The sequence below is a fragment of the Pseudanabaena biceps PCC 7429 genome, assembly GCF_000332215.1.
Classification (GTDB): domain Bacteria; phylum Cyanobacteriota; class Cyanobacteriia; order Pseudanabaenales; family Pseudanabaenaceae; genus Pseudanabaena; species Pseudanabaena biceps.
Genome location: NZ_ALWB01000001.1, coordinates 36,351 through 55,659, shown reverse-complemented (window position 1 = coordinate 55,659; position 19,309 = coordinate 36,351). Strand labels below are relative to the sequence as shown.

General features: G+C 44.5%; 11 protein-coding genes and 1 pseudogene. 2 read left to right on the top strand and 10 right to left on the bottom strand.

The window, feature by feature from the left end:
• Positions 1 to 16: 16 nt before the first annotated feature.
• Genes PSE7429_RS00215 through PSE7429_RS00185 form a run of 8 tightly spaced genes read right to left on the bottom strand, consistent with a single transcriptional unit; the run spans position 17 to position 6,967 of the window.
• Complete coding sequence (locus PSE7429_RS00215) at positions 17 to 850, bottom strand: hypothetical protein (protein ID WP_009625006.1); 834 nt, start codon at positions 848 to 850, stop codon at positions 17 to 19.
• A 5-nt stretch (positions 851 to 855) separates the two neighbouring features.
• Positions 856 to 1,893, bottom strand: coding sequence for a hypothetical protein (locus PSE7429_RS00210; RefSeq protein WP_009625005.1), 1,038 nt, complete (start codon positions 1,891 to 1,893; stop codon positions 856 to 858).
• Between the two features lie 11 nt (positions 1,894 to 1,904).
• A complete protein-coding gene (locus PSE7429_RS00205; RefSeq protein ID WP_009625004.1) occupies positions 1,905 to 2,870 on the bottom strand; it encodes a hypothetical protein in 966 nt (321 codons plus the stop codon).
• A 31-nt stretch (positions 2,871 to 2,901) separates the two neighbouring features.
• Complete coding sequence (locus tag PSE7429_RS00200; protein ID WP_009625003.1) at positions 2,902 to 5,649, bottom strand: hypothetical protein; 2,748 nt, start codon at positions 5,647 to 5,649, stop codon at positions 2,902 to 2,904.
• A complete protein-coding gene (locus PSE7429_RS00195) occupies positions 5,636 to 5,956 on the bottom strand; it encodes a hypothetical protein (protein ID WP_009625002.1) in 321 nt (106 codons plus the stop codon). The genes PSE7429_RS00200 and PSE7429_RS00195 overlap by 14 nt, the downstream gene beginning before the upstream one ends.
• Before the next feature lie 4 nt (positions 5,957 to 5,960).
• The gene (locus PSE7429_RS00190) at positions 5,961 to 6,542 is read right to left on the bottom strand and encodes a hypothetical protein (RefSeq protein WP_009625001.1); all 582 of its coding nucleotides are present in this window, start codon (positions 6,540 to 6,542) and stop codon (positions 5,961 to 5,963) included.
• Entirely contained in the window at positions 6,539 to 6,679 is a 141-nt protein-coding gene (locus tag PSE7429_RS26130) for a hypothetical protein (protein WP_158467597.1), read from the bottom strand. Before PSE7429_RS26130 ends, PSE7429_RS00190 begins: the two co-directional genes overlap by 4 nt.
• A 39-nt stretch (positions 6,680 to 6,718) precedes the next feature.
• Positions 6,719 to 6,967, bottom strand: coding sequence for a helix-turn-helix domain-containing protein (locus PSE7429_RS00185; protein WP_009625000.1), 249 nt, complete (start codon positions 6,965 to 6,967; stop codon positions 6,719 to 6,721).
• A 373-nt stretch (positions 6,968 to 7,340) separates the two neighbouring features.
• On the opposite strand from PSE7429_RS00185, the gene PSE7429_RS00180 reads away from it, so the two are divergent.
• The gene (locus tag PSE7429_RS00180; protein WP_009624999.1) at positions 7,341 to 7,781 is read left to right on the top strand and encodes a hypothetical protein; all 441 of its coding nucleotides are present in this window, start codon (positions 7,341 to 7,343) and stop codon (positions 7,779 to 7,781) included.
• Here the strand turns inward: PSE7429_RS00180 and PSE7429_RS00175 are convergent.
• Positions 7,764 to 8,526, bottom strand: a pseudogene (locus PSE7429_RS00175) (IS1 family transposase). The gene PSE7429_RS00180 and the pseudogene PSE7429_RS00175 overlap by 18 nt on opposite strands.
• A 22-nt stretch (positions 8,527 to 8,548) precedes the next feature.
• A complete protein-coding gene (locus PSE7429_RS26775; protein ID WP_009624997.1) occupies positions 8,549 to 16,339 on the bottom strand; it encodes an Ig-like domain-containing protein in 7,791 nt (2,596 codons plus the stop codon).
• A 685-nt stretch (positions 16,340 to 17,024) separates the two neighbouring features.
• Here PSE7429_RS26775 and PSE7429_RS00165 point away from each other — a divergent pair.
• A complete protein-coding gene (locus tag PSE7429_RS00165; RefSeq protein ID WP_009624996.1) occupies positions 17,025 to 19,169 on the top strand; it encodes a Tex family protein in 2,145 nt (714 codons plus the stop codon).
• Positions 19,170 to 19,309: the final 140 nt, after the last annotated feature.

Genomic DNA, 19,309 nt, shown 5'->3' with positions numbered 1-19,309 from the left:
TATCGACAGGGAAAGGTTATTTCAAATCATTTCGGGTGAGATCCCGCATGGCATAGATTTCTAGCCCAGAGGATCTCACTTTGAAAATGGCTTGCTCCAGAGGTGAAGCATCGGCTTTCAGATTTGGTACATCGATCGCCTGAATAAAGATTTCCTTATTGAAGGGAACCGATTCGCCAACTTGATTGAGGGGACTGAAAGTAACCAGATTTGCCACCAGATTCACTTTCCATTTCCCTTTCTCAATCTCTTCAGGAGTGGTAATCGTCTGCGGTACGAGGATTACCTTGCTGCCACCTGAGAAGACTTCAATCGGCGTGAGTTCCGCGATTGACGAAAGCAATCCCTTACGGAAGTCTTCGGAAAAAGCAAAGCTAGCTTGCCACGCAGTCGTGGTGATTTTCTTTTTTAAGCCCTTGTCCGCCGTAACTTCTACGCCAGTATCCAAAAATGGCTTGCCATTTTGACTAGCATCCGAGGGCAGTTCGCCTGTCCACGTCATTAGCGCCATCACCTGTTGCGTGACAAACTGCTTCACCACTTCAGGAGATCTGGTTTTATTCTCACTGGTGATCGCCGTAATCGCTTTTCCTCCCGACAATTGCACCAGCGTAGGCGGTTTCTGGGAAGCAAGGGAAGCATAGGCTCCAATCAGAGCGATCAGCCCTAAACTATTGAGCGCCGATAAGCCAAGTATGCCGAACAAAATCGATACCACCAATACGTCTTTAGGAGTTTTGGCTTTACCACGGTGGGATAGACCAGCAGGAATAAAGCGATGGAAAGCATTAGTTTCATCTGTTTCTGGGTTTAGTTCAGTATTCACTTCTGTATTTGGATATGAGTTCATGGGGATTACCTAGAAATGCGTAGACCGATGTTTAAACCTGCGGAAGCGGCGGCACTTGCCGCCGAGAGAATGGCGCTAAAGATTGCCATGCCACCACCTGCCGATAGGGATAGCGCCAGAATTGGCGCAAGGAGTCCCAGAACAATCGCAATCGAGAGCGTATCCATCTGTGCTGAAGCGGCGATCGCGGTGGCGGCAAGTCCTGTGACGATGTTCAAGCTCAGCTTTGCCATCCCCAATGACCAGAATCCCGTCATCCATGCATAGAGTGGTTTTGCGCCAATCGGTAGTAAGGAAGCACCAACTGCAAGAGGACCGAGTAGACCTGTAAGCAGAAACCCGACCTCAATCAAAGCTTGAAACGCCGACTGCATCGCTACCATAAAAGTCTCAATCGCCGCCAGCATAATTGACCTTGAAATCACCGTGCCAGGGAAGAGATTAGTAACGGCTTCGAGAGGATTTTCACTTGCCTTCTGGATTTGTTTTTGTAACTTGCCAACCAGAGCCGCAGCAACCGCACCATAGTTAGATTGATAATTACCGAGCAGAGCCTGAGCTTTGGTATTCACCTCTTGCAAGCAGACCTGCATCTCCTCATTTTTGGTGAGTCCATTGCATTGCTGACGGTAAGCAATGATTTGCTCTTGGGTGACTGAGAAATCAGCCAGGGCTGATAGGGTTTTCTCCAATTGGGCGGTGGAGGTAATTGCGCCTAAAACTGAGTTATTGGCATTGTTAATCACCGTCCGCATCCCATTGGTGAGTCCGATCAGGTTTTGACCACCATTGGTGAGCAGCACAATCACAATTACTGGCCAGATTAACTCACCAAACTGACGATAGCTCTGGTCATCAATCAGGTTTTTCGTGAATTGGATGATCCATAGCAACAGTGAAGCCACGGCAATGATTAATCCCAAATTGGTGAGCGCTTGATAGAGAGTGCCATTAAAGGCAAGTTCCCAAGTGTTCTGCCATGCGCCTTGAACCGCTAGCGACACCTCTTCGGAATTGTTGACAATCGCTTGAGCAATCAGCATGGGCTATCTCACTATCTTAGAAAGGTATAGGGCATCCGTTGTTGCACGGTGGAGTTACGCTCGATCAGCCGATCTTGGCGATCGCCCTTGAGTGAGGAGTTAATCTGGTCGAGGTTGAGCAGAGATGTTGCTCCCTGTTGGGTTTGTTGCACTTGCAACGCTAATTGTTGAGCATCAATCTGAGCGCGTTGGCTATTCTGTTCGGCAAGCTGGGAGTTTTGCTCCGATAGCAACCCCAGTTGATTGGCGACATTCCCAACCTGATTGGCATTGTTACCAAACTGGGAAGCAATATTGGCAAGGATTGCCGAATTACCAGCATTTTGTTGCGCCACGATTTTCAAGACATCCTGTGTCGATATAGCAGCTTGCGCCTGCTGCGACAAGCCATCTACCTGTTGAGAACGGGACAATGAGTTCTGAGCAAAGGTGACGGAGTTCGCCGCGATCTGTTGGGAGACATCCGCGATCGCGGTGCTATTTTCTGCACCTGTCGCTGTATTCAAAGATAGCTGCCCGACCTTCTGAGCATTGACGAGCATATCTTCAAGGGTTTTCTTCAGCCTTGCTTGTCCTTCTTGTCCCAATACATTTTGGATCGAGGTATTCGTAATTGCCGAGGTGACGACACCTTGATTGATCGATGTGCCATTTAGCCCCGCACTGTTAAATGCTCCCTCAATCTGGGCGAGGACAGTAGCTTCGGCTTTACTGGGATCTGGTAATCCCAGTTGCCCGATTGACTGAGTAATGGCGGCTTGTACCTGTGGTAAATACTGCCCCAGTAGTTTGTCCATCTGAGCTTTTAAGAAATCGCCAGAATTGATCGAGGTAATCAGTTGGTTGACCTGCTGGATCAATCCTGTGAGTTCAGGTGGTAATGGCACTTGAGCATCCGCAGGGTGGGGACTAAATAGCAAAAGCGAACAAGTTGCGAGGCTAATGACTGAAATCTGACGGGGGTTTCGTTTGTTCATGGCAGTGTCAGGAGTTTCTAGAGGTGAAAAATTAAGCAGCCAGTTCGGGTAATTTCAGCTTGCGCCCATCCCTCAAAGCGCTTGCCATCTCGCGTGAAAAAGCAGCCAGCCCTTTGTAGGGATCTGCCATCGCCAGCATGTAAGCGGTACGCGCCTCTTGCTCATCGGGATTGTTTGCCACTACGCCCAGTTGGATATAGCTAGGGAAAAAGCGCACGAAAGTGTAAATACCCGCATCATCCAGCAGCCATTGCGAATAGATCGCCTCGCGTTTGGGAAAGAAACGCTCCTCCGCATTCTGGGCAATCACCTCTCTGGGATATTTGAGGATGCTCACAAAACTATCCACAGCCGAAGGTTGGATGCGACCAATCAATCGGGTTGATAGGTTTTGGAGAATCTTCGGAGCCGAGGGCGATCTAGCAATCGTGTCAGGATCTTGTGCCGAGATAATTACCTTGATTCCTGCCTTGGCGCCATTGGCACAGAGCCTTGCTACCATCTCGGATATGGTCGGATATTCAAATAGAATCGGTGCTTCATCGATGAATAGGATGCTGGCTGGGGATGATAAAGCGCGTCTCAGGGCGGCGGAATATGCTGATAAAGCTAAAATCGCCGCATCCTCTGCTTCCGATAGGTTTCGCAGGGCAAACACCAATAGTCGGGCATCACTGCGAAAAGTTGATGGACGAGAAATGGCGCGACCAATTCTAGAGTTAAGCCAAAATCGAAGCTGAATCACAATTTGATTCGTCGCCTGATCGATCTGTTCGCTATCGGCAACATCGGATGTAATATCCGCTTTGCCCTCCGTCAAAAAGTAATCGAGAAAGTCCGACAGCGTGGGCATATTACTCCATGCCTCTGTACCGAATCCATCAGCGATCGCCTGATCGTATCTGACTTTAATTTGCGGATCGTCAAAAAAGGCATTGACCACAGGCACTAACAAAGCCCTGATTAACTGCCGCAGTTGTCTTTCCGATGAGGACAGGTCATGCTGACTTGCACCAAATACCATCGTCATCAGCGCCGATTCCACAAAGGATTTGAAATCCCGTAGCCTTTCTTCTGCTTGCTCAGTATCGAAGGTGCGTAAATCTGGCAGTTCCAGCAAATTCGATGACTCTTTACTGATATCAAAATAGGCTCCCAGTTCGCCTATGAAATGGGTATAGTCCGTAAACGTACTCGTGCCATCGGGTTTTGGGAAATCGAGAGCCACAATTTGCTGTTCGTGACACAGTGCTTGAGACAAAACCGCCGATACCAATACCGACTTACCCGCACGAGTAGTCGCGAAAATACCGATATTCCGATGCTTTCGCACATCGATATATAAAGGCATCCCGCCTTCTTCCGTAATCAATTCAAAGCCAGTTTCATCAACCGATCTGGGCATCACACAGCCCGTAAAAGCAACTGCTTCATCTGATAGATAAACATGACGACGGGGGAATGGTTGAGCCAGTAGATTACCCACTGTCACTGGCAAGGTCTGTTTCCACATTAGCCATGCATATTCAGTTTCCCGTTCTACCCATGCTGGACGCTGGAAGCAACTGCAAAAATAACGACAGGCATCATCTAGGGTAATCAAGTTAGGACGGCGAATCAATACCGCCACCGCCACGTTAATTGGCATTGCGCCTTCGTAAAGCGCTTCCTGTGCCTTGACCGCTTTTTGCTGCTTCAGCGATGCATTGACATTGATGTTATTCAATGAAGCAGACTGTTCTTGCGAGACAATGCTCTGCTTGGTAACACGCTGCATATTTGCTTTGACAATCGTTTCATTGGCTCTTGTGAACTGACAGAACACTTCCGTATTTGCCACAGAGTCGCGGGCGATCGCCTCCCAGAGGTAGCGCATCTGCTTACCCTTAGATACCCAGCCGCCTGGTTTATCCATGAAAGTCAGTACACCGATATATTCACCCTTCAAATGCACAAACCCATTGTCAGCAAAGGGAATCGAATCGGGACGCTCTAGCAGCATTGTTTTCAGATGCACTTGGGTATTGATGCGCTCCTCCACACCACGCTCGGACATCACCAACAGTTGGGGAATCGCAGGAGGATTGCTGCTATTGAATTGCCGCCAGAGATACTCCCAGAGTTCATGCTCAGTCATTGGGCGCAGGTCTAAACCCATGCGATTCACCAGAATCTGTTCCCAGTTCAAGAAACCATCGGTAAAGGCTTTGGCAAAAGCAATCTCATGACGCTCCTGCTCAATTTGCTTTTCCTGCCCCATCAGTTGCTGTGATAGTTTCTGTATCCAAGCCAGTGCTTTTTCCAGAACATCATTGCCTTCAGCCGTGGAGCCACGCAGGGTATAGGTGGCATAGAGTCTCAGGAATTTTGGTTTGCGTAGTCCTGATTTGGATAGCTCCTGCACCCTTTGCTTTTCACCCATCACCAGAAACTTGAGCTGCGGAGTATCCGCTTGTTCGTAAAGTTCTTGGAGTTGCTGTTGGCGATCGCTGTCGGAGCTAACCGAACCAAAATGCACTGTCAGCTTTTCACCGTCAGGAATATCTTTCAAGCCTGACTGAATTGCCTCAAATAGGGATTCCTCCTGCTCGGTTGAGAGGGTAGTATGAATCCCCTTTGACTCCCAACCAAATACAAACTGCAATGATTCTAGAGATGATTGACCTTGCTTGAGGACAAAACAACTGACAGCACGACCACGTAGCTCGAACTTGAGCAAACATTCTACGGCTAGCTCTTTTTCAAAGTGTTTATATCTCTTCTGCTTAACGTTCTGCATACTTTCTTACCTCCTGCTTATTCATCCCCCTGTACTGATAAACGCCTCGCGTCCATCGCGGTACAGGGACAAATTTTGATAAAAATCGATAGGGCTTTGAACCTGTCAAAATCCACCATGTTGCATCGCCCCAAGCCACGATCAGCAATACCCACAACCAAGGCAGATTCAGGACTACATAGCAAATCATGAACAGGGTAAAGCTGATAATCGCCCAAGGAATGATTAGCTCGGTGGGAAAAGGTCCAATCTTAGGACTTGCACCCAAAATGGCATTGACCTTACGGAATTTGTACTCTTCGGTCATGACTTTAGGCTGCACCCGTGATAATGCCTGCCAAAATGTCGCCCATTGTCACCGTCACTACCAGAATCAATGGTGTCCTTGCCATCTGCTGCCAGTCATCATCGTTTCTGGCGGATTGAATCACCTTCACAAGTCCAATTCCTAGATAGATTACAAACAAGGCTCGCAATACGTTGAAGATTAGGGCAACTAGTCCTGTATTGATACCAGGAATTGCACCTGTCATCCATGTCTGGGTCTTATTGAAAAACTGGGCTTGGGCTGGCTCTACTGTAAAGAGCAAAAGCAAACCAATCAGAAAGCCGATCACTATGCCCAGTAATAAAACGGGACTGTACTTGTAATGCCGAATCAGTTGCTCGAATTTGCCATAGAGCATCAGCAATACTTTCGGGAAGGCTAACAGCAACCCAATCAAGGCGAGTAGCGCCGTGAGATACATCCCTTTAGAGCAAGTAAAGGTGATGATGATTCCCACAATTGCGGCAGTCAAAGCGGCTAACTGGGGATTTTGAATTTGGTTGAGGAAGTTGCTGCGGTGGGGACTATGGGTAATTCTCATAGGATTACTTAGATTGTTTTTCATAGTGTTTCGCTAGGAAAAATTTGAGATGTGATGCATAGATAGGCAGAAGCCACAAACAACAAGGCGATCGCCTTGCCCTTGGATATTTGTTCTTGAAGAGCATTCTGATCGATAGTTCTTTTCTCGTCAATAACCACACGTCATACCCACAGGCGATTTAGGCTATATTTGAAACATCACGATCGCCGCCGCCGATCTGCTAAAGCATCATTTAATCCACCTTGCAGATATTGCTTCCGCAATCGCCAGAGACGGGTTCTTTTAACCCGCAGCACTCGCATCACTTCTGAGATATCCACACCGTCATGCAGGGCTAGTAATACTTGTGCGCGATTGATCGTTGACACGTGACCATGCCCTTTTAGGCATAAGGTTACGCATTGGCGATAATCGGCTGTAGTGAGGGTGATTTTTAGTTTTTCCATGTTTCAAATAACGTTTTGTAAAGTTTTTCGTAAAGAAATATGCATCCAAATCAATCTTTTTGACGAGTTTTTTGGTGTTTTAGTCTGCTATCCTTGCTTTGTCGGACAATTATTTGTTAATCCCTTTAGTCGTAATGTTTCATATAATTATATCCTTTGATAGTGAATGGAACATTTTCAAGAGTGCGTGGTATGTGTTAGTCAACTCATTCCCAATTGTTTTCTCAATCTCTTACTTCGATGGTGTAGCTATACATCAAGGGAAAAAGCAGAAATTAAATAAGTATTTTTACTTATTGCAAGTTTACCATATATTAATCATAATATATTCGCTTATTGGAATATCCACTCTAGAGACAGAAAAGTAACGATTATGAGTCCTGATGTCAATTTTCTGAACGTATCTGCTTCACCTCTTGCCCTACCCGTTCAAACATCAAACTCATTAATCCCAACTTTACAATCAAACAACTCCTTGAGCATGGCTTCCTATGCTATTCGTACAGACCAAACTGTAACTATTAATGGTGGGGGAGATTTAGATGGTAATCCATTGCTAGCAAATGATGATGCCCTGATTTACGCAGCAAAAGGATTTACATTCAATAACGTCCCTATTCTTCCAGTCAATCGAAATACTAATGGAGATCCCATATATGATGCATTAACAGGAAAACAAGTTCTTGTCGATAATGCCGTAACTGTAGCCAGTGGATATACCACTATTAATGCGAATAATAATCCCTACATCGGACTGCTCCCACCCAAAGTAGTTGCACCTGAAATTATGGTAGTCCTAAAAAGGAAAGGATGACCGAGCAGGTAAAGAAGTGTTGTAATGATGAATAAAACTCCAAATGGCCCCAATGTGATTTTCCAACTTCTTAGAAAAGGATAAGGTCTTTCTAACTAGTCTAGATACTCGTTGACGTAACGTACAGTTGAATCGCTCAATATAGTTGGTCTTTCCCGTTTCTTTACCGACTGCCCTATGACGTTTGCTGGGAAGGACAACTGGATAAGACGAGTAGAAATCAGTGTAAATAATCGCACATTGTCGATAGACACTAGGCAACGATTCCCATAACTTTTGAGCTGAGTCCCCAGAGCGATCGCCAATATAACAACCGACAATTTCACGAGTCTCGGCATCAATGGCAAGCCATACCCACTGTTTATTGCCTTTGTCGTCCACAAAAGACCATAATTCATCCATCTGTACGATCAAACGGTCGTTTTGGTTTGGTTCTACCTCCACCTGCTGAGGAACGTTTTCATATTTATGATTGACGTAACTCTGCAACCATTTCTCTGAGACCTTGAGGACTCTAGCTATTCCAGCTAGTGGGATTTTTTCTAGTCAGTAGTCTCTCTAAAAGGTCATAAGTGTCTTGGATACGCTCTGAAACTCTCTGCCACTGTGGATTTTCTACAAATTGACGACCACAGTCCCGACATTTATAATTTTGTTTTGTCCATGCCGAGTACTACCGTTTTTAACCTACTGATACGGACTGGCAGGATGGACATGATGGACATGATGGACTTGACTCTGACATTGCTTTAATCTGTAACAACCATCTAGATATTTTCCCTCATCCTTTCCTTTTTAGGACTACCAGTTTCTCGGCTACCATCAGCATGAATCGTGGCAATAAGACGATTACGAGCGTCATACTGGTATTGGGTGCGGCGACCAAGTTGGTCAACCATCGCGGTCTGATTACCGATCACATCGTACTCATAACGTGTTTCTGGAGACAGTAACACGCCTGCACCATCGGGGTCAGGTTCAGTAGTTTTGATTAGGCGATCAAGAGCATCATAGGTAAATGTAGTGCGTCTTCCTAGTTCGTCAATTGTGGCAATTTGATTGCCAAATGCGTCATATTCACTCTTAGTTCTAGGATTATCAGCTAATGTAGCTGGCGTTTCGTCTGGATAGATGGTTTCAATTAGACGATTAGCCAGATCGTAACGATACTCAGTACGCCTACCTAATTCATCAATCGTTGCAGTTTGATTTCCTGCGAGATCGTATTCAAATTGTTGAGTTGCTTCATCAGCTGTTCCTTTCGCAAAAGTGATCTTAATCGTGCGTCCTTGGCTGTCATAGTCATAATCAACGATCTTGCCCATTGGGTCGATGATGATATCTTGTAATCCTTTGGCTGTATAGCTATAGCTCGTAATCAGGTCGTCATCTCCACCGACTGCGCCCACTACACGAGTGGTGGTGCGGACATGCCCTGTAAGTGGATCGATGTCGTAGAGTGTCTTTCTGCCTAGTTCATCAGTTTCGCTGGTGACTTGATTGAAAATCGGGTCGTAACTATATTGCCTTGAACCATTGCTTGTGCTGGTGGCGATCACATTCCCTATTGCGTCATAGGTATAGCTGGTGATATTTCCACGGCTATCTATTTGTCTTGTAACCAGATTATCCTGATTGCGTTGAACTGAAGGTAATACCCCAACTGCATCAGTTGCCGAAACTGTCTGCCCTGCTTTATCGATAACTTTAACAGTCTGGTTCCCATTTGCATCGGTATAGGTTGATGCAACTTGACCTAATTGGAAAGCGACTGGTGCATTGACTGGATCAATTGTGCGATTTGCTTCATACAAACCCTGCACTTGAACTGGATCAAATGTTAATACAGAGCCATCTTTGCGAATTGCACTCTTGGCTCTGCCTGCAAAATCATAAAAGGTCTGTTCGCGATCGCCCCGCTTATCTACTTCCGCGATCATGTGATGGTTTGCATCATATTCCCATGTCCGACTTGTACCATCTGGGTCGGTAATTTTGGTCAAGTTACCGTTACTGTCATAAGTTAAGTTGGTAATGCGTCCTGCGGGATCGATAATGGCACTAATCCGATCGCCACTATAGGTAAAGGTGGTTTCTAATCCCACGGGGTCAACCATTTTGATCAAATTGCGATTTTGATAGATGTATTTGGTTTCGTTAGCATAGCGATCGCTTACTTTTGTTAGCAAATTGTCACTATTAAAGCTATAAACCGTCTCATCTTTCATCGTGCGTCGGAATGTGCCGTCACTCAGCTGTTCTAATACTGAGTAGTCACCTGGGGGTGAGTCATAGCTATTATCGACTTTCTTCTCAAATAATAATTCGCCACCATCACCATCAATAATTAGCACTGAACCATCGGGATTGACCACGAGTTCTTCTAATCCTGCTAATCCCCATCCACTTCCAAAGTTACTATTGCTAGTATTTACATGCAGAAATTTACCTTGACTGGTCGAAGTTGTGCCATTTAATTGATTATTGGTAAATCGCATTAATCCTGTCGTTAGGTCATAATCATAGCGACCAGAGGCTAAATCTCGTAAATCTGCTTGCAATGCTGCATCAATCTTGCCGCCACCATTAGGGATTTTCCAGAAGTTTTCGCCTCCATTTAATCCATATTCTCCTCCTGCAAAACCTGGTACTTCTAAGCTGAAATCCCCACGTCTAATCGACAATTCTGCCATCAGTCTTACATTAGAGTCTGACTGGACGTTGTTATAGCCAAAATGCAATATTGGTCTAGCATCTGCTCGTTCAGAATCAAACTTGAGTGTTAATCCTCGACTAACTCCTTGCGATTGATAAGAGATTAATTCATGGGTCTCGATTACAGATCCTGAGTGCAGTTGTACTTCTGATGTGGCTGGCGCTGTAGCTTTGCATTCATTACATCCATCGTCTGGATTGCGTGGATCGGCATTGGGATCGTTAGCGATTGGAGCGGGTGGTGCAAAGAAGTGCCAGCTACTATTCCTAATTCCTCCAGCAATCGTGTTGACGACTTGACCATTTGCACTGACTTGACCCGTACCAACGTTGTCAAAAAATCCTGTGATAGGGTTAATCGACCATAAATCCATTAATGTCCCTGGTGGATATCCTGCTAGATTTGGCAAACTTAGGGGGGCTGGCGTTGAGAACCTCATTTCCCCAGGTTGAATCGTTACCACCAAATCGGGGAAGAGGTTGCTTGGCAAAGCGGCTGGGGTTAATGCTGTCGGCACTTTGGTAATGCTGAGCTGCTCGGTATAGGGATACCCTTCTTCATCAAATAGACTGTTGGCGGCAACAAATACAGAGGAACCAGGTATCGCAGCGCTGGTAATTGTTTGGTTGATATTGGGGTTGATAGTTTGGGCATTAGCAACATCAATAGCTGGCAGATAAATGGGACGGTCTATGATATTTGCCACATTCCCATAAACATCATGCCCCAAGAGTAAAGGCAACTTCTCGGCAATGGAAGGATAAACTACCCCATTGACCTCTTGACCGGGCTGAATGATTAAAGCAATTCCATCGGGAGGGGCTTCTGGTAGTGTCAGGATAAATGAACCATCTGAGCCTGTCGTGACTGAGAAATTACCGATTGTAACCACAACCCCTTCTAAGCCAACCCCATCAGTACTCTTAATCACACCAGAAATACGAGTAGTAGTATTGGAGTCAGCTACGACATTCAAATTGAATTCCTGAGTGGTAACAGTACTACCATCGCGAGCGATCAAATTAAATTGATACGTGCCTACTTGATCTGGTGTGGGTTTAAAAGTCAGCGTGCCATCCCCTTGCAACATACTAACGGGAAGGTCGCGATCGCTGAATAAGGAAAAATTAGCCGTTTTGCCAAAAACAACCTTAGAATCAATTTTCAACTGTTCTCCAGGCTTCACGCTCAACTGAATAACTTCAGGCGGAATCTCAACGCGATTCACAGTACTGGCAAACGTGCTGATATTTCCTGCAATATCTTTAGCCTCAACAGTAAAGGCATTAGCTCCTATATTTAGCGCCACATTCGCAAACGCAAATCCACCCGAAGCATCTGCCGTTGCCGAAGTCCCTGTCGTCTGTCCAGCAACGAATAATGTCACTGCTGCCCTAGCTTCAGTTTGCCCCGTAAGCGTCACATTCGCCGCCGTAGTTTGAGAATCACCTACAGGAGATGTATCAAAGGCGGGGTCAAGACCGAACCTAGGAAATAGCGGCGCATTCCTATCGAGCGTGAAGCCCAAATCTATGAAGTTCAGATTACCGAGGTTATCCATTGCCGAAATCTTCAGCGTCTTCAGCCCATCAGTTAACGTACTCCCCGCAATTTGATTCAGGCGATTAGCATCTAGGGTAAAGCTGCCATTACTATAATTGCTGAGAATATCAAAACTAGCCGTAGTACCAAATCCCGCCTTAAGTTCGACAATCGTTCCCGCAGCCGTTATCGTACCAGTAATTGCAGGATTACTCGTGATTGTATCATTGCTATTGCTACCCGTATCTTGTTGAAGTTGAGCCGTGATCGCTAAGGGATTGAGATTTTCATTCACATCAAGAATCGAAATCGTGAAGATTTTCTCGGCATACGAACCATCCCGATCCGTAGTTCTCACTCTGATGCTATAGGTACTCTTTGTTTCAAAATCAGGCGAACTAATGATATGTAACTGATTGTCGATTAGAGTAAAAGCAACATTATCTGTACTGCCAACCCCAGCTACTAAACTGTAGGTAAAACGATTAGATTCTGATGTCGTGTTAAAAGCACCAATCAGAGAATCAGCAAGCACATTCTCAATCGTTGAATTATTACTTAAAGTTGTTAGCGTAATCACAGGAGCCAATGCATTTTGTAGAATGTAATTCCCCACACTTCTACCCGTCGCCAATCCATCGACATTGGAAAAGTAAAAGTGAATCCCACCATAGATACGACTGATACCTGCCTCATTCGCCGCACTGGTAAAATTGTCGAAAGTGCGATAGATGCCAGGTGTACCAAGGGAATTAGTCGTAAAGCTGATATCGCTTCCTAAGAGCGCCGACAAAATCGTCTCAGCAGTTCCACTAAAAGTACTGTGACCTGAAACATACTCTGGGAAAGGAGGTGTTGTAATTAAAGGCTTCCAATTGGGGTCGGCAAGCGTATTAGAATTGCCATCAGTATCAGCTTGCTGAATCGCCGTAATCGGTCGCCATGAGTTGTAGGTATATTTGGCATCCCAAGCCGCAATCCCCGCATCGGCTAGCCCTATATCTAGCAAAGCAAACAGACGGGCATTATCTAATAAAGAATTCCCCTGATTTGCCACTATATTTTGGGCGATTTGATTCCAATGTCCCGGAGGGGTATAAGTTCCCGCTCCATCAGCCCAGAATTTAGCAATTTCGGTTTGGTCAGCAGTACGGGTGGTGCTGTTAAGACTGCCTAAGTCTTTGACTTGATTAAAGTCAGTCGTATATTGGTCGCTGGTTAAAGCTGGATCTCCTGCTGGGCGGAACTGCGAACCACTAGTTAAGCCAAAGGGTGTCACCAGTCCCCAGTTGGGGAGTAATGCTGTAGCAAAAGATGGAGCGGTGGGTTTCCAATCACCGAGAGTTGTACCAGGGATGTAAGTAGCTGGGTTAGATGACCCATCAGTGCTACGGAAGGCAAGAATATCATCGGCGACGGCGCGACCAAAAGCGACACCAGCCTCCTCAGCAGTACCATCGGCAATTTGGGCTAGGGATGTGGCAAGGGCAGAGTCAAAGTAAACAGTTTGGGTGGGATAGAGGTTGACGAGTGTGCGATAGGCGGCTGATGCGGCGGCGGCTTCGATCGATGCACCCGCTGGTGCTAGTCCCGCGAAATGATAGTTTTTATAGGTGTTGGTAAAGCTATTGATCGCATCAAATATGGCTGTTTGCACGATCGCCATGTTGCGAGAAGCGGTCGGTGGGGCAGACTTATCTATAGCGATCGCATTCAAGAGCGTCGCATTCCAATCTAAAATCACGTCGCTATTATCTTGAGCAACTCGCTTTACAAGTATGGTCGATGTACCATTATTTCCAGTGGCATCTATAGCATTTACTGTGAAGGAGTTATCGCCCAAACTGAGAGCGATATTATCAAAGGCAAATTTACCCGTGGCATCTGCCGTAACGGAAGTTCCCGTGGATTGTAAAGTAACTGTGGCATTTGCAAAGGCTAATCCGACCAGCTTGACCGTTGCAAATGTAGTCTGAGAGTCTCCAATCGGTGCAGAGTCAAAAAATGAATCAAGCATAAACCCTACAGGTTTCATTTCATTGAAATCTGTAATGCCTACTGTGAATACCTTCTCGAAAGATAAACCACCTTGATCCGTCGTTCTAACCCTGATGCTATAAGAACTCTTCGCTTCAAAGTCAGGGGAACTTAGAATACGGAGTTCGTTGTTAACAATTGTGAATGCAGCATTATCTGTACTTCCAGTTCCAGTAGCTAAGCTGTATGTAAAAGTATTACCCGAATCAGGGTCTGTGCTTGCAAAATTGCCGATCAGAGAATTAGCTGCTACATTTTCTGGAGTAATGTTATTGCTGAGAACTAATGCGATCGGCGCTTCATTGACATCAGTGAGATTGACTGTGAATATTTTCTCGTAGGATAGACCGCCTTGATCTGTAGTCCTAACACGAATACTGTAAGAATTCTTAGCTTCAAAGTCAGGAGAGTTTACGATGCGTAACTCATTATTAATGATCGCAAAAGAAGCATTATCTGTACTACCAGTTCCAGTTACCAAGCTATAGGTAAATGTATTACCCGAATCAGGATCTGTGCTTGTAAAGTTACCGATTAGAGAATTTACCGCTACATTCTCTAGAGTTGTATTATTGCTGAGAACTAATGCGATCGGCGCTTCATTGATGTCGGTAATATTGACTGTAAAAACTTTCTCATAAGTCAGACCGCCTTGATCTGTAGTCTTAACTCTGATGCTGTAAGAATTCTTAGCTTCAAAGTCAGGAGAGTTTACGATGCGTAACTCATTATTAATGATCGCAAAAGAAGCATTATCTGTACTACCAGTTCCTGTAACCAAACTATAGGTAAATGTATTACCCGAATCAGGATCTGTGCTTGTAAAGTTACCGATTAGAGAATTTACCGCTACATTCTCTAGAGTTGTATTATTGCTGAGAACTAATGCGATCGGCGCTTCATTAACATCAGTGATACTTACAGTAAATACTTTCTCAAAGGATAGCCCCCCTTGATCTGTCGTTCTAACCCGAATACTGTAGCTATTCTTGGCTTCAAAGTCAGGAGAATTTACGATGCGTAACTCGTTGTTGACAATGGAGAAAGAAGCATTATCTGTACTACCAGTTCCTGTAACCAAACTATAGGTAAACGTGTTACCCGAATCAGGGTCTGTGCTTGTAAAGTTACCGATTAGAGAATTTGCGACTACGTTCTCTGGAGTTGTATTATTGCTGAGTGAAAGATTTGTCGGAGCAGAGTTGCTACTAACTGCCGTAACATATGCCCCTCCATTAAAAATAATATTCTGCTTTGCATTGATGCTGCCAAAGATAAAAGCAGTACCATTCGCAATGAAAGTGCCTTTACTAAGGAAATCACCTCTAGTGTCTAAGGCTCCATTAAAAGTAATATTTCCCTGAGAAATAACCTTGATTGCATCAGCATTAGTTGTGGTTTTGGTAGCTCCATCAAAAGTAATATTGTTACTGTTATTAGCAATCAAGGTCTTCCCACCAAAACGGGCTTGACCATTCATGTTGATTGCACCTGAAGCAAATACGGAGAGATTATTAGATTGAACTTTGCCTAAGTTAATATTGCCATTGCTGGTAACGAGTACAACGTTATCGAGAATGTTACCGTTCCCATTAAAGTTAATATCACCATTATCTACAGTAATGATGTAGTTGCTGAGATTAACTCCGTTAGGTATGTTGAGTCCACTACCCGTGACTCTGACTACTTTTGGATTAGTGCTAGTTCCTGGCTGGGGAAATTTGTTGTTCCAGTCGTTAACATTGTTGATCGGATTGTTACTGGCATTGAAGGTAATAGTTGATGCACCTAGCGGAGTACGAGCATTTAATTCCTGAGTTTTAGTATCGCTATAACTGGGAATAGTGATCGTTTCTGGGGAGACTACTTTAGGGGGTAGTAAGCCTATGTACGGATTATTATTCGCATTGATCGCGGTATAGCCACTGGCTACTGTAACAGCATTATCGACGAGAACTTGTTTACCTGTTAATGGGTCAAATATCGGATCACCAGTAGTAGTTCGGTTAACTGGAAGAATCGGGACGTTATTGAAAGTAAACCCTTTAGCTGCATAAATTAGGGCATCATCATACGGTAGTAATGGGTTGCCATCTAGGTCTCCACCACCATTTATCGTAATAGTTTGGTCAGTACGGATGGCGTAGGATGCCATACTAAGTGTATTACTTGATTGTTGGGTAGGAATTAGTAAGTTCGATGGTTGAACATTGAGAGCAAGGGGTGAAGCGGCAATGTTCAGAAAATTTACATCGGGACTCATAAATCAATTACCCTTATCTGTTTTTTAAGCAATTTACATAAATTATAGGTAGTTTAAGCATAAATTGTCTATAAAATAAAAGCCTTACATGTAATCAAACAAAAATTCTCAGGGTAAAACTGAATTTTGTTTTTTTTCATTGCCGCAGACGGTAAAAAACTGCTGTCAAATTTATGATGTCGTCATTTCTTAAAGCGCTTTGTGCTGTAAATTTACCTTTGTGATTGGAATCGCTCTAAATACATTGACCTAATCCAAACGTTCAGATGCCTCCAAGAAAGCACGTTTCGCCGCTACGCTGAGCAATCGTCCACAAACGCAGGCAAGCGCTCTGTAGCTGACAACATGTAGTGAATGTCAGGCTTACAAGGACCAGCAGTATTAAACCATTTTGGCATAACGACAACTAACTAACAAAGCAGATACCCCTTCAATATATCGCAACACGCCAAGCAAAATCCTCAAACTTAGAATTTACGTTGGCAGCAATGAGTATTTATACTTATTCGTTTAAATTTAATGGCAGATAAGTAATTATTATTTGCTCTAAGACGTTTCTGTGACAAGTTAGACCTAAAATTTCAAAAATGATTGTTTTTGGAATTATGGTCATCAAGAATACAGGCAGAGGCGATCGCACATCTGGTAAAGTTAGCAAGAAGCCTAGTGAAAGTTAAAACGATTAATGCAGAACCTTGAACAACTGATTGCACAAGAACTTTCGCTACGCCCCGAACAAGTCAAAAATGCCCTAAAGCTATTTGCCGAAGGAGCAACTCTCCCCTTCGTTGCTCGCTATCGTAAAGAGCGCACAGGGGAAATGAACGAGATTCAATTAAGAGATCTGCAAGATCGTTATGCCTATCTGACCGAGCTACGCGATCGCCAAGCTGTAATCATTCAAGCAATCTCCGAGCAAGGCAAGCTTACGGATGTTCTGCAAGCCAAAATAGAAGCGTGTTTGCAGAAGACAGAACTTGAAGACCTGTATTTGCCCTATCGCCCCAAGCGAAGAACTAAAGCGGCGATCGCTAGAGAAAAAGGATTAGAGCCACTTGCCGAAGCTATAAAAGCATTCAATCGTCCCAACATTAACACTGCCTCATTGCCTCAAGAAGCCGCCAAATATTTATCTGAACCAGTGAAAACGGTCGAAGAAGCTCTTAAAGGTGCATCAGATATTCTTGCTGAGGAAGTCGCTGAGAATGCCGAATATCGAGCCTACATAAGAAACTACCTGATCCAGACAGGAGTATTTTCCTCAAAAATCAAGGCAGCACATCCAGTTGGCACAACTAAGTTTGAGATGTACCGCGACTATCAAGCAAAAGTAAAAGCGATCGCTGCCCATAACCTGCTAGCTCTATTGCGAGGTGAAACTGAAGGAATCCTTACTCTCACCCTAGCTTTTGACGAAGACCATGTATTAACTTACCTAGATTCGCAGCAAATTCAGGCTAAAACCCCAGCCATCAGGGCTTTTTATCAAGATATGCTTAAAGATGCCTTTAACCGACTGATGAAAACCTCCGCGATCGCTTCAGTAATTGCTGAAATGAAAGCATGGGCAGAAGTCGAGTCAATCAAAACTTTTGAAGCCAACTTACGAGATTTATTACTAGCGGCTCCCGCAGGTATGAAACCGACCCTCGCGATCGACCCAGGTTTCCGTACAGGTTGCAAAACTGCGGTAATTAGTGAGACAGGCAAATTTCTGGAATATCAAACCATCTTTCCCCATCAGGCAATTGCCCAAAGAGAACAAGCAGCCCGTACCTTGAGAACCTTGATTGAGAAGTATCAGATTCAATTAATCGCGATCGGTAATGGTACGGCAGGACGAGAAACTGACAGCTTTGTAATGGAAGTGATTCAAGGACTAGAGAAACCTCCAATCAAAGTAATGGTTAATGAATCAGGTGCTTCAATTTATTCGGCAAGTGTCGTGGCGATCGCGGAATTTCCTGATTTGGATTTGACAGTACGGGGTGCAATCAGCATTGGCAGACGACTGCAAGATCCACTTGCCGAACTTGTAAAGATCGATCCAAAATCGATTGGCGTGGGACAGTATCAGCATGACGTAGATCAAAAATTATTAAAAAAGAAGTTAGAGGAAACCGTTGAGAGTTGCGTTAATTTTGTCGGTGTAGACCTAAATACAGCTTCCAAAGAACTGCTTACTTTTGTGTCAGGACTGAGTGCCAGCGTTGCCAATAACATCATTACCTATCGTAATCAAAATGGCGCTTTTCGCGATCGCCGTCATTTGTTGAAAGTACCCAAATTAGGCGCAAAAGCCTTTGAACAAGCAGCAGGATTTTTACGGATTCGTGGTGGCGATCATCCTCTAGACAATACCGCCGTGCATCCTGAAAGTTATAAAGTTGTAGAAGCGATCGCCCGTGACCTAAATGTCCCTCTCTCAGACATCTCACAGGCAGCCGATAAACTGAAAACGGTTAACCTGCAGCAATATGTAACTGATGCGATCGGCGAACCGACTTTGCGGGATATCCTGCGAGAACTAGAAAAACCAGGAAGAGATCCTCGTGCCGAGTTCAAATACGCTACCTTCAGTGATGCTATCCAAAAAATCTCCGATCTGCAAGTTGGCATGGAGATAGAAGGCATTATTACCAATGTCGCTAACTTTGGAGCATTTGTCGATATTGGTGTGCATCAAGATGGATTAGTCCATATTTCGCAGTTAGCCGATCGCTTTGTCAGCGATCCGAAGCAAATAGTTAAAGTCGGACAGGTGGTAAAAGTGCGCGTTTTAGAAGTAAATGAATCTTTAAAACGGATTGGTTTATCGATGAAATTGTAGTTTGGTAATGTTTCAGACTTGTTTGGGAACAAATAAAACTTGGAAGTTATGATCAATAGCTGACTTGTTTTTCAGTTTTTATCCAATTTTCTGCTCTAACAACTTTGACTGGAGTTTAGACTAAGGTGATTGAGATAAGC

What these genes read in the sequence shown, in the direction of transcription:
- PSE7429_RS00195 (WP_009625002.1), bottom strand. Translation starts at nt 5,956, where the DNA reads ATGACCGAAGAGTACAAATTCCGTAAGGTCAATGCCATTTTGGGTGCA.
- PSE7429_RS00190 (WP_009625001.1), bottom strand. Translation starts at nt 6,542, where the DNA reads ATGAAAAACAATCTAAGTAATCCTATGAGAATTACCCATAGTCCCCAC.
- PSE7429_RS00210 (WP_009625005.1), bottom strand. Translation starts at nt 1,893, where the DNA reads ATGCTGATTGCTCAAGCGATTGTCAACAATTCCGAAGAGGTGTCGCTA.
- PSE7429_RS00180 (WP_009624999.1), top strand. Translation starts at nt 7,341, where the DNA reads ATGAGTCCTGATGTCAATTTTCTGAACGTATCTGCTTCACCTCTTGCC.
- PSE7429_RS00185 (WP_009625000.1), bottom strand. Translation starts at nt 6,967, where the DNA reads ATGGAAAAACTAAAAATCACCCTCACTACAGCCGATTATCGCCAATGC.
- PSE7429_RS00215 (WP_009625006.1), bottom strand. Translation starts at nt 850, where the DNA reads ATGAACTCATATCCAAATACAGAAGTGAATACTGAACTAAACCCAGAA.
- PSE7429_RS26775 (WP_009624997.1), bottom strand. Translation starts at nt 16,339, where the DNA reads ATGAGTCCCGATGTAAATTTTCTGAACATTGCCGCTTCACCCCTTGCT.
- PSE7429_RS00200 (WP_009625003.1), bottom strand. Translation starts at nt 5,649, where the DNA reads ATGCAGAACGTTAAGCAGAAGAGATATAAACACTTTGAAAAAGAGCTA.
- PSE7429_RS00165 (WP_009624996.1), top strand. Translation starts at nt 17,025, where the DNA reads ATGCAGAACCTTGAACAACTGATTGCACAAGAACTTTCGCTACGCCCC.
- PSE7429_RS00205 (WP_009625004.1), bottom strand. Translation starts at nt 2,870, where the DNA reads ATGAACAAACGAAACCCCCGTCAGATTTCAGTCATTAGCCTCGCAACT.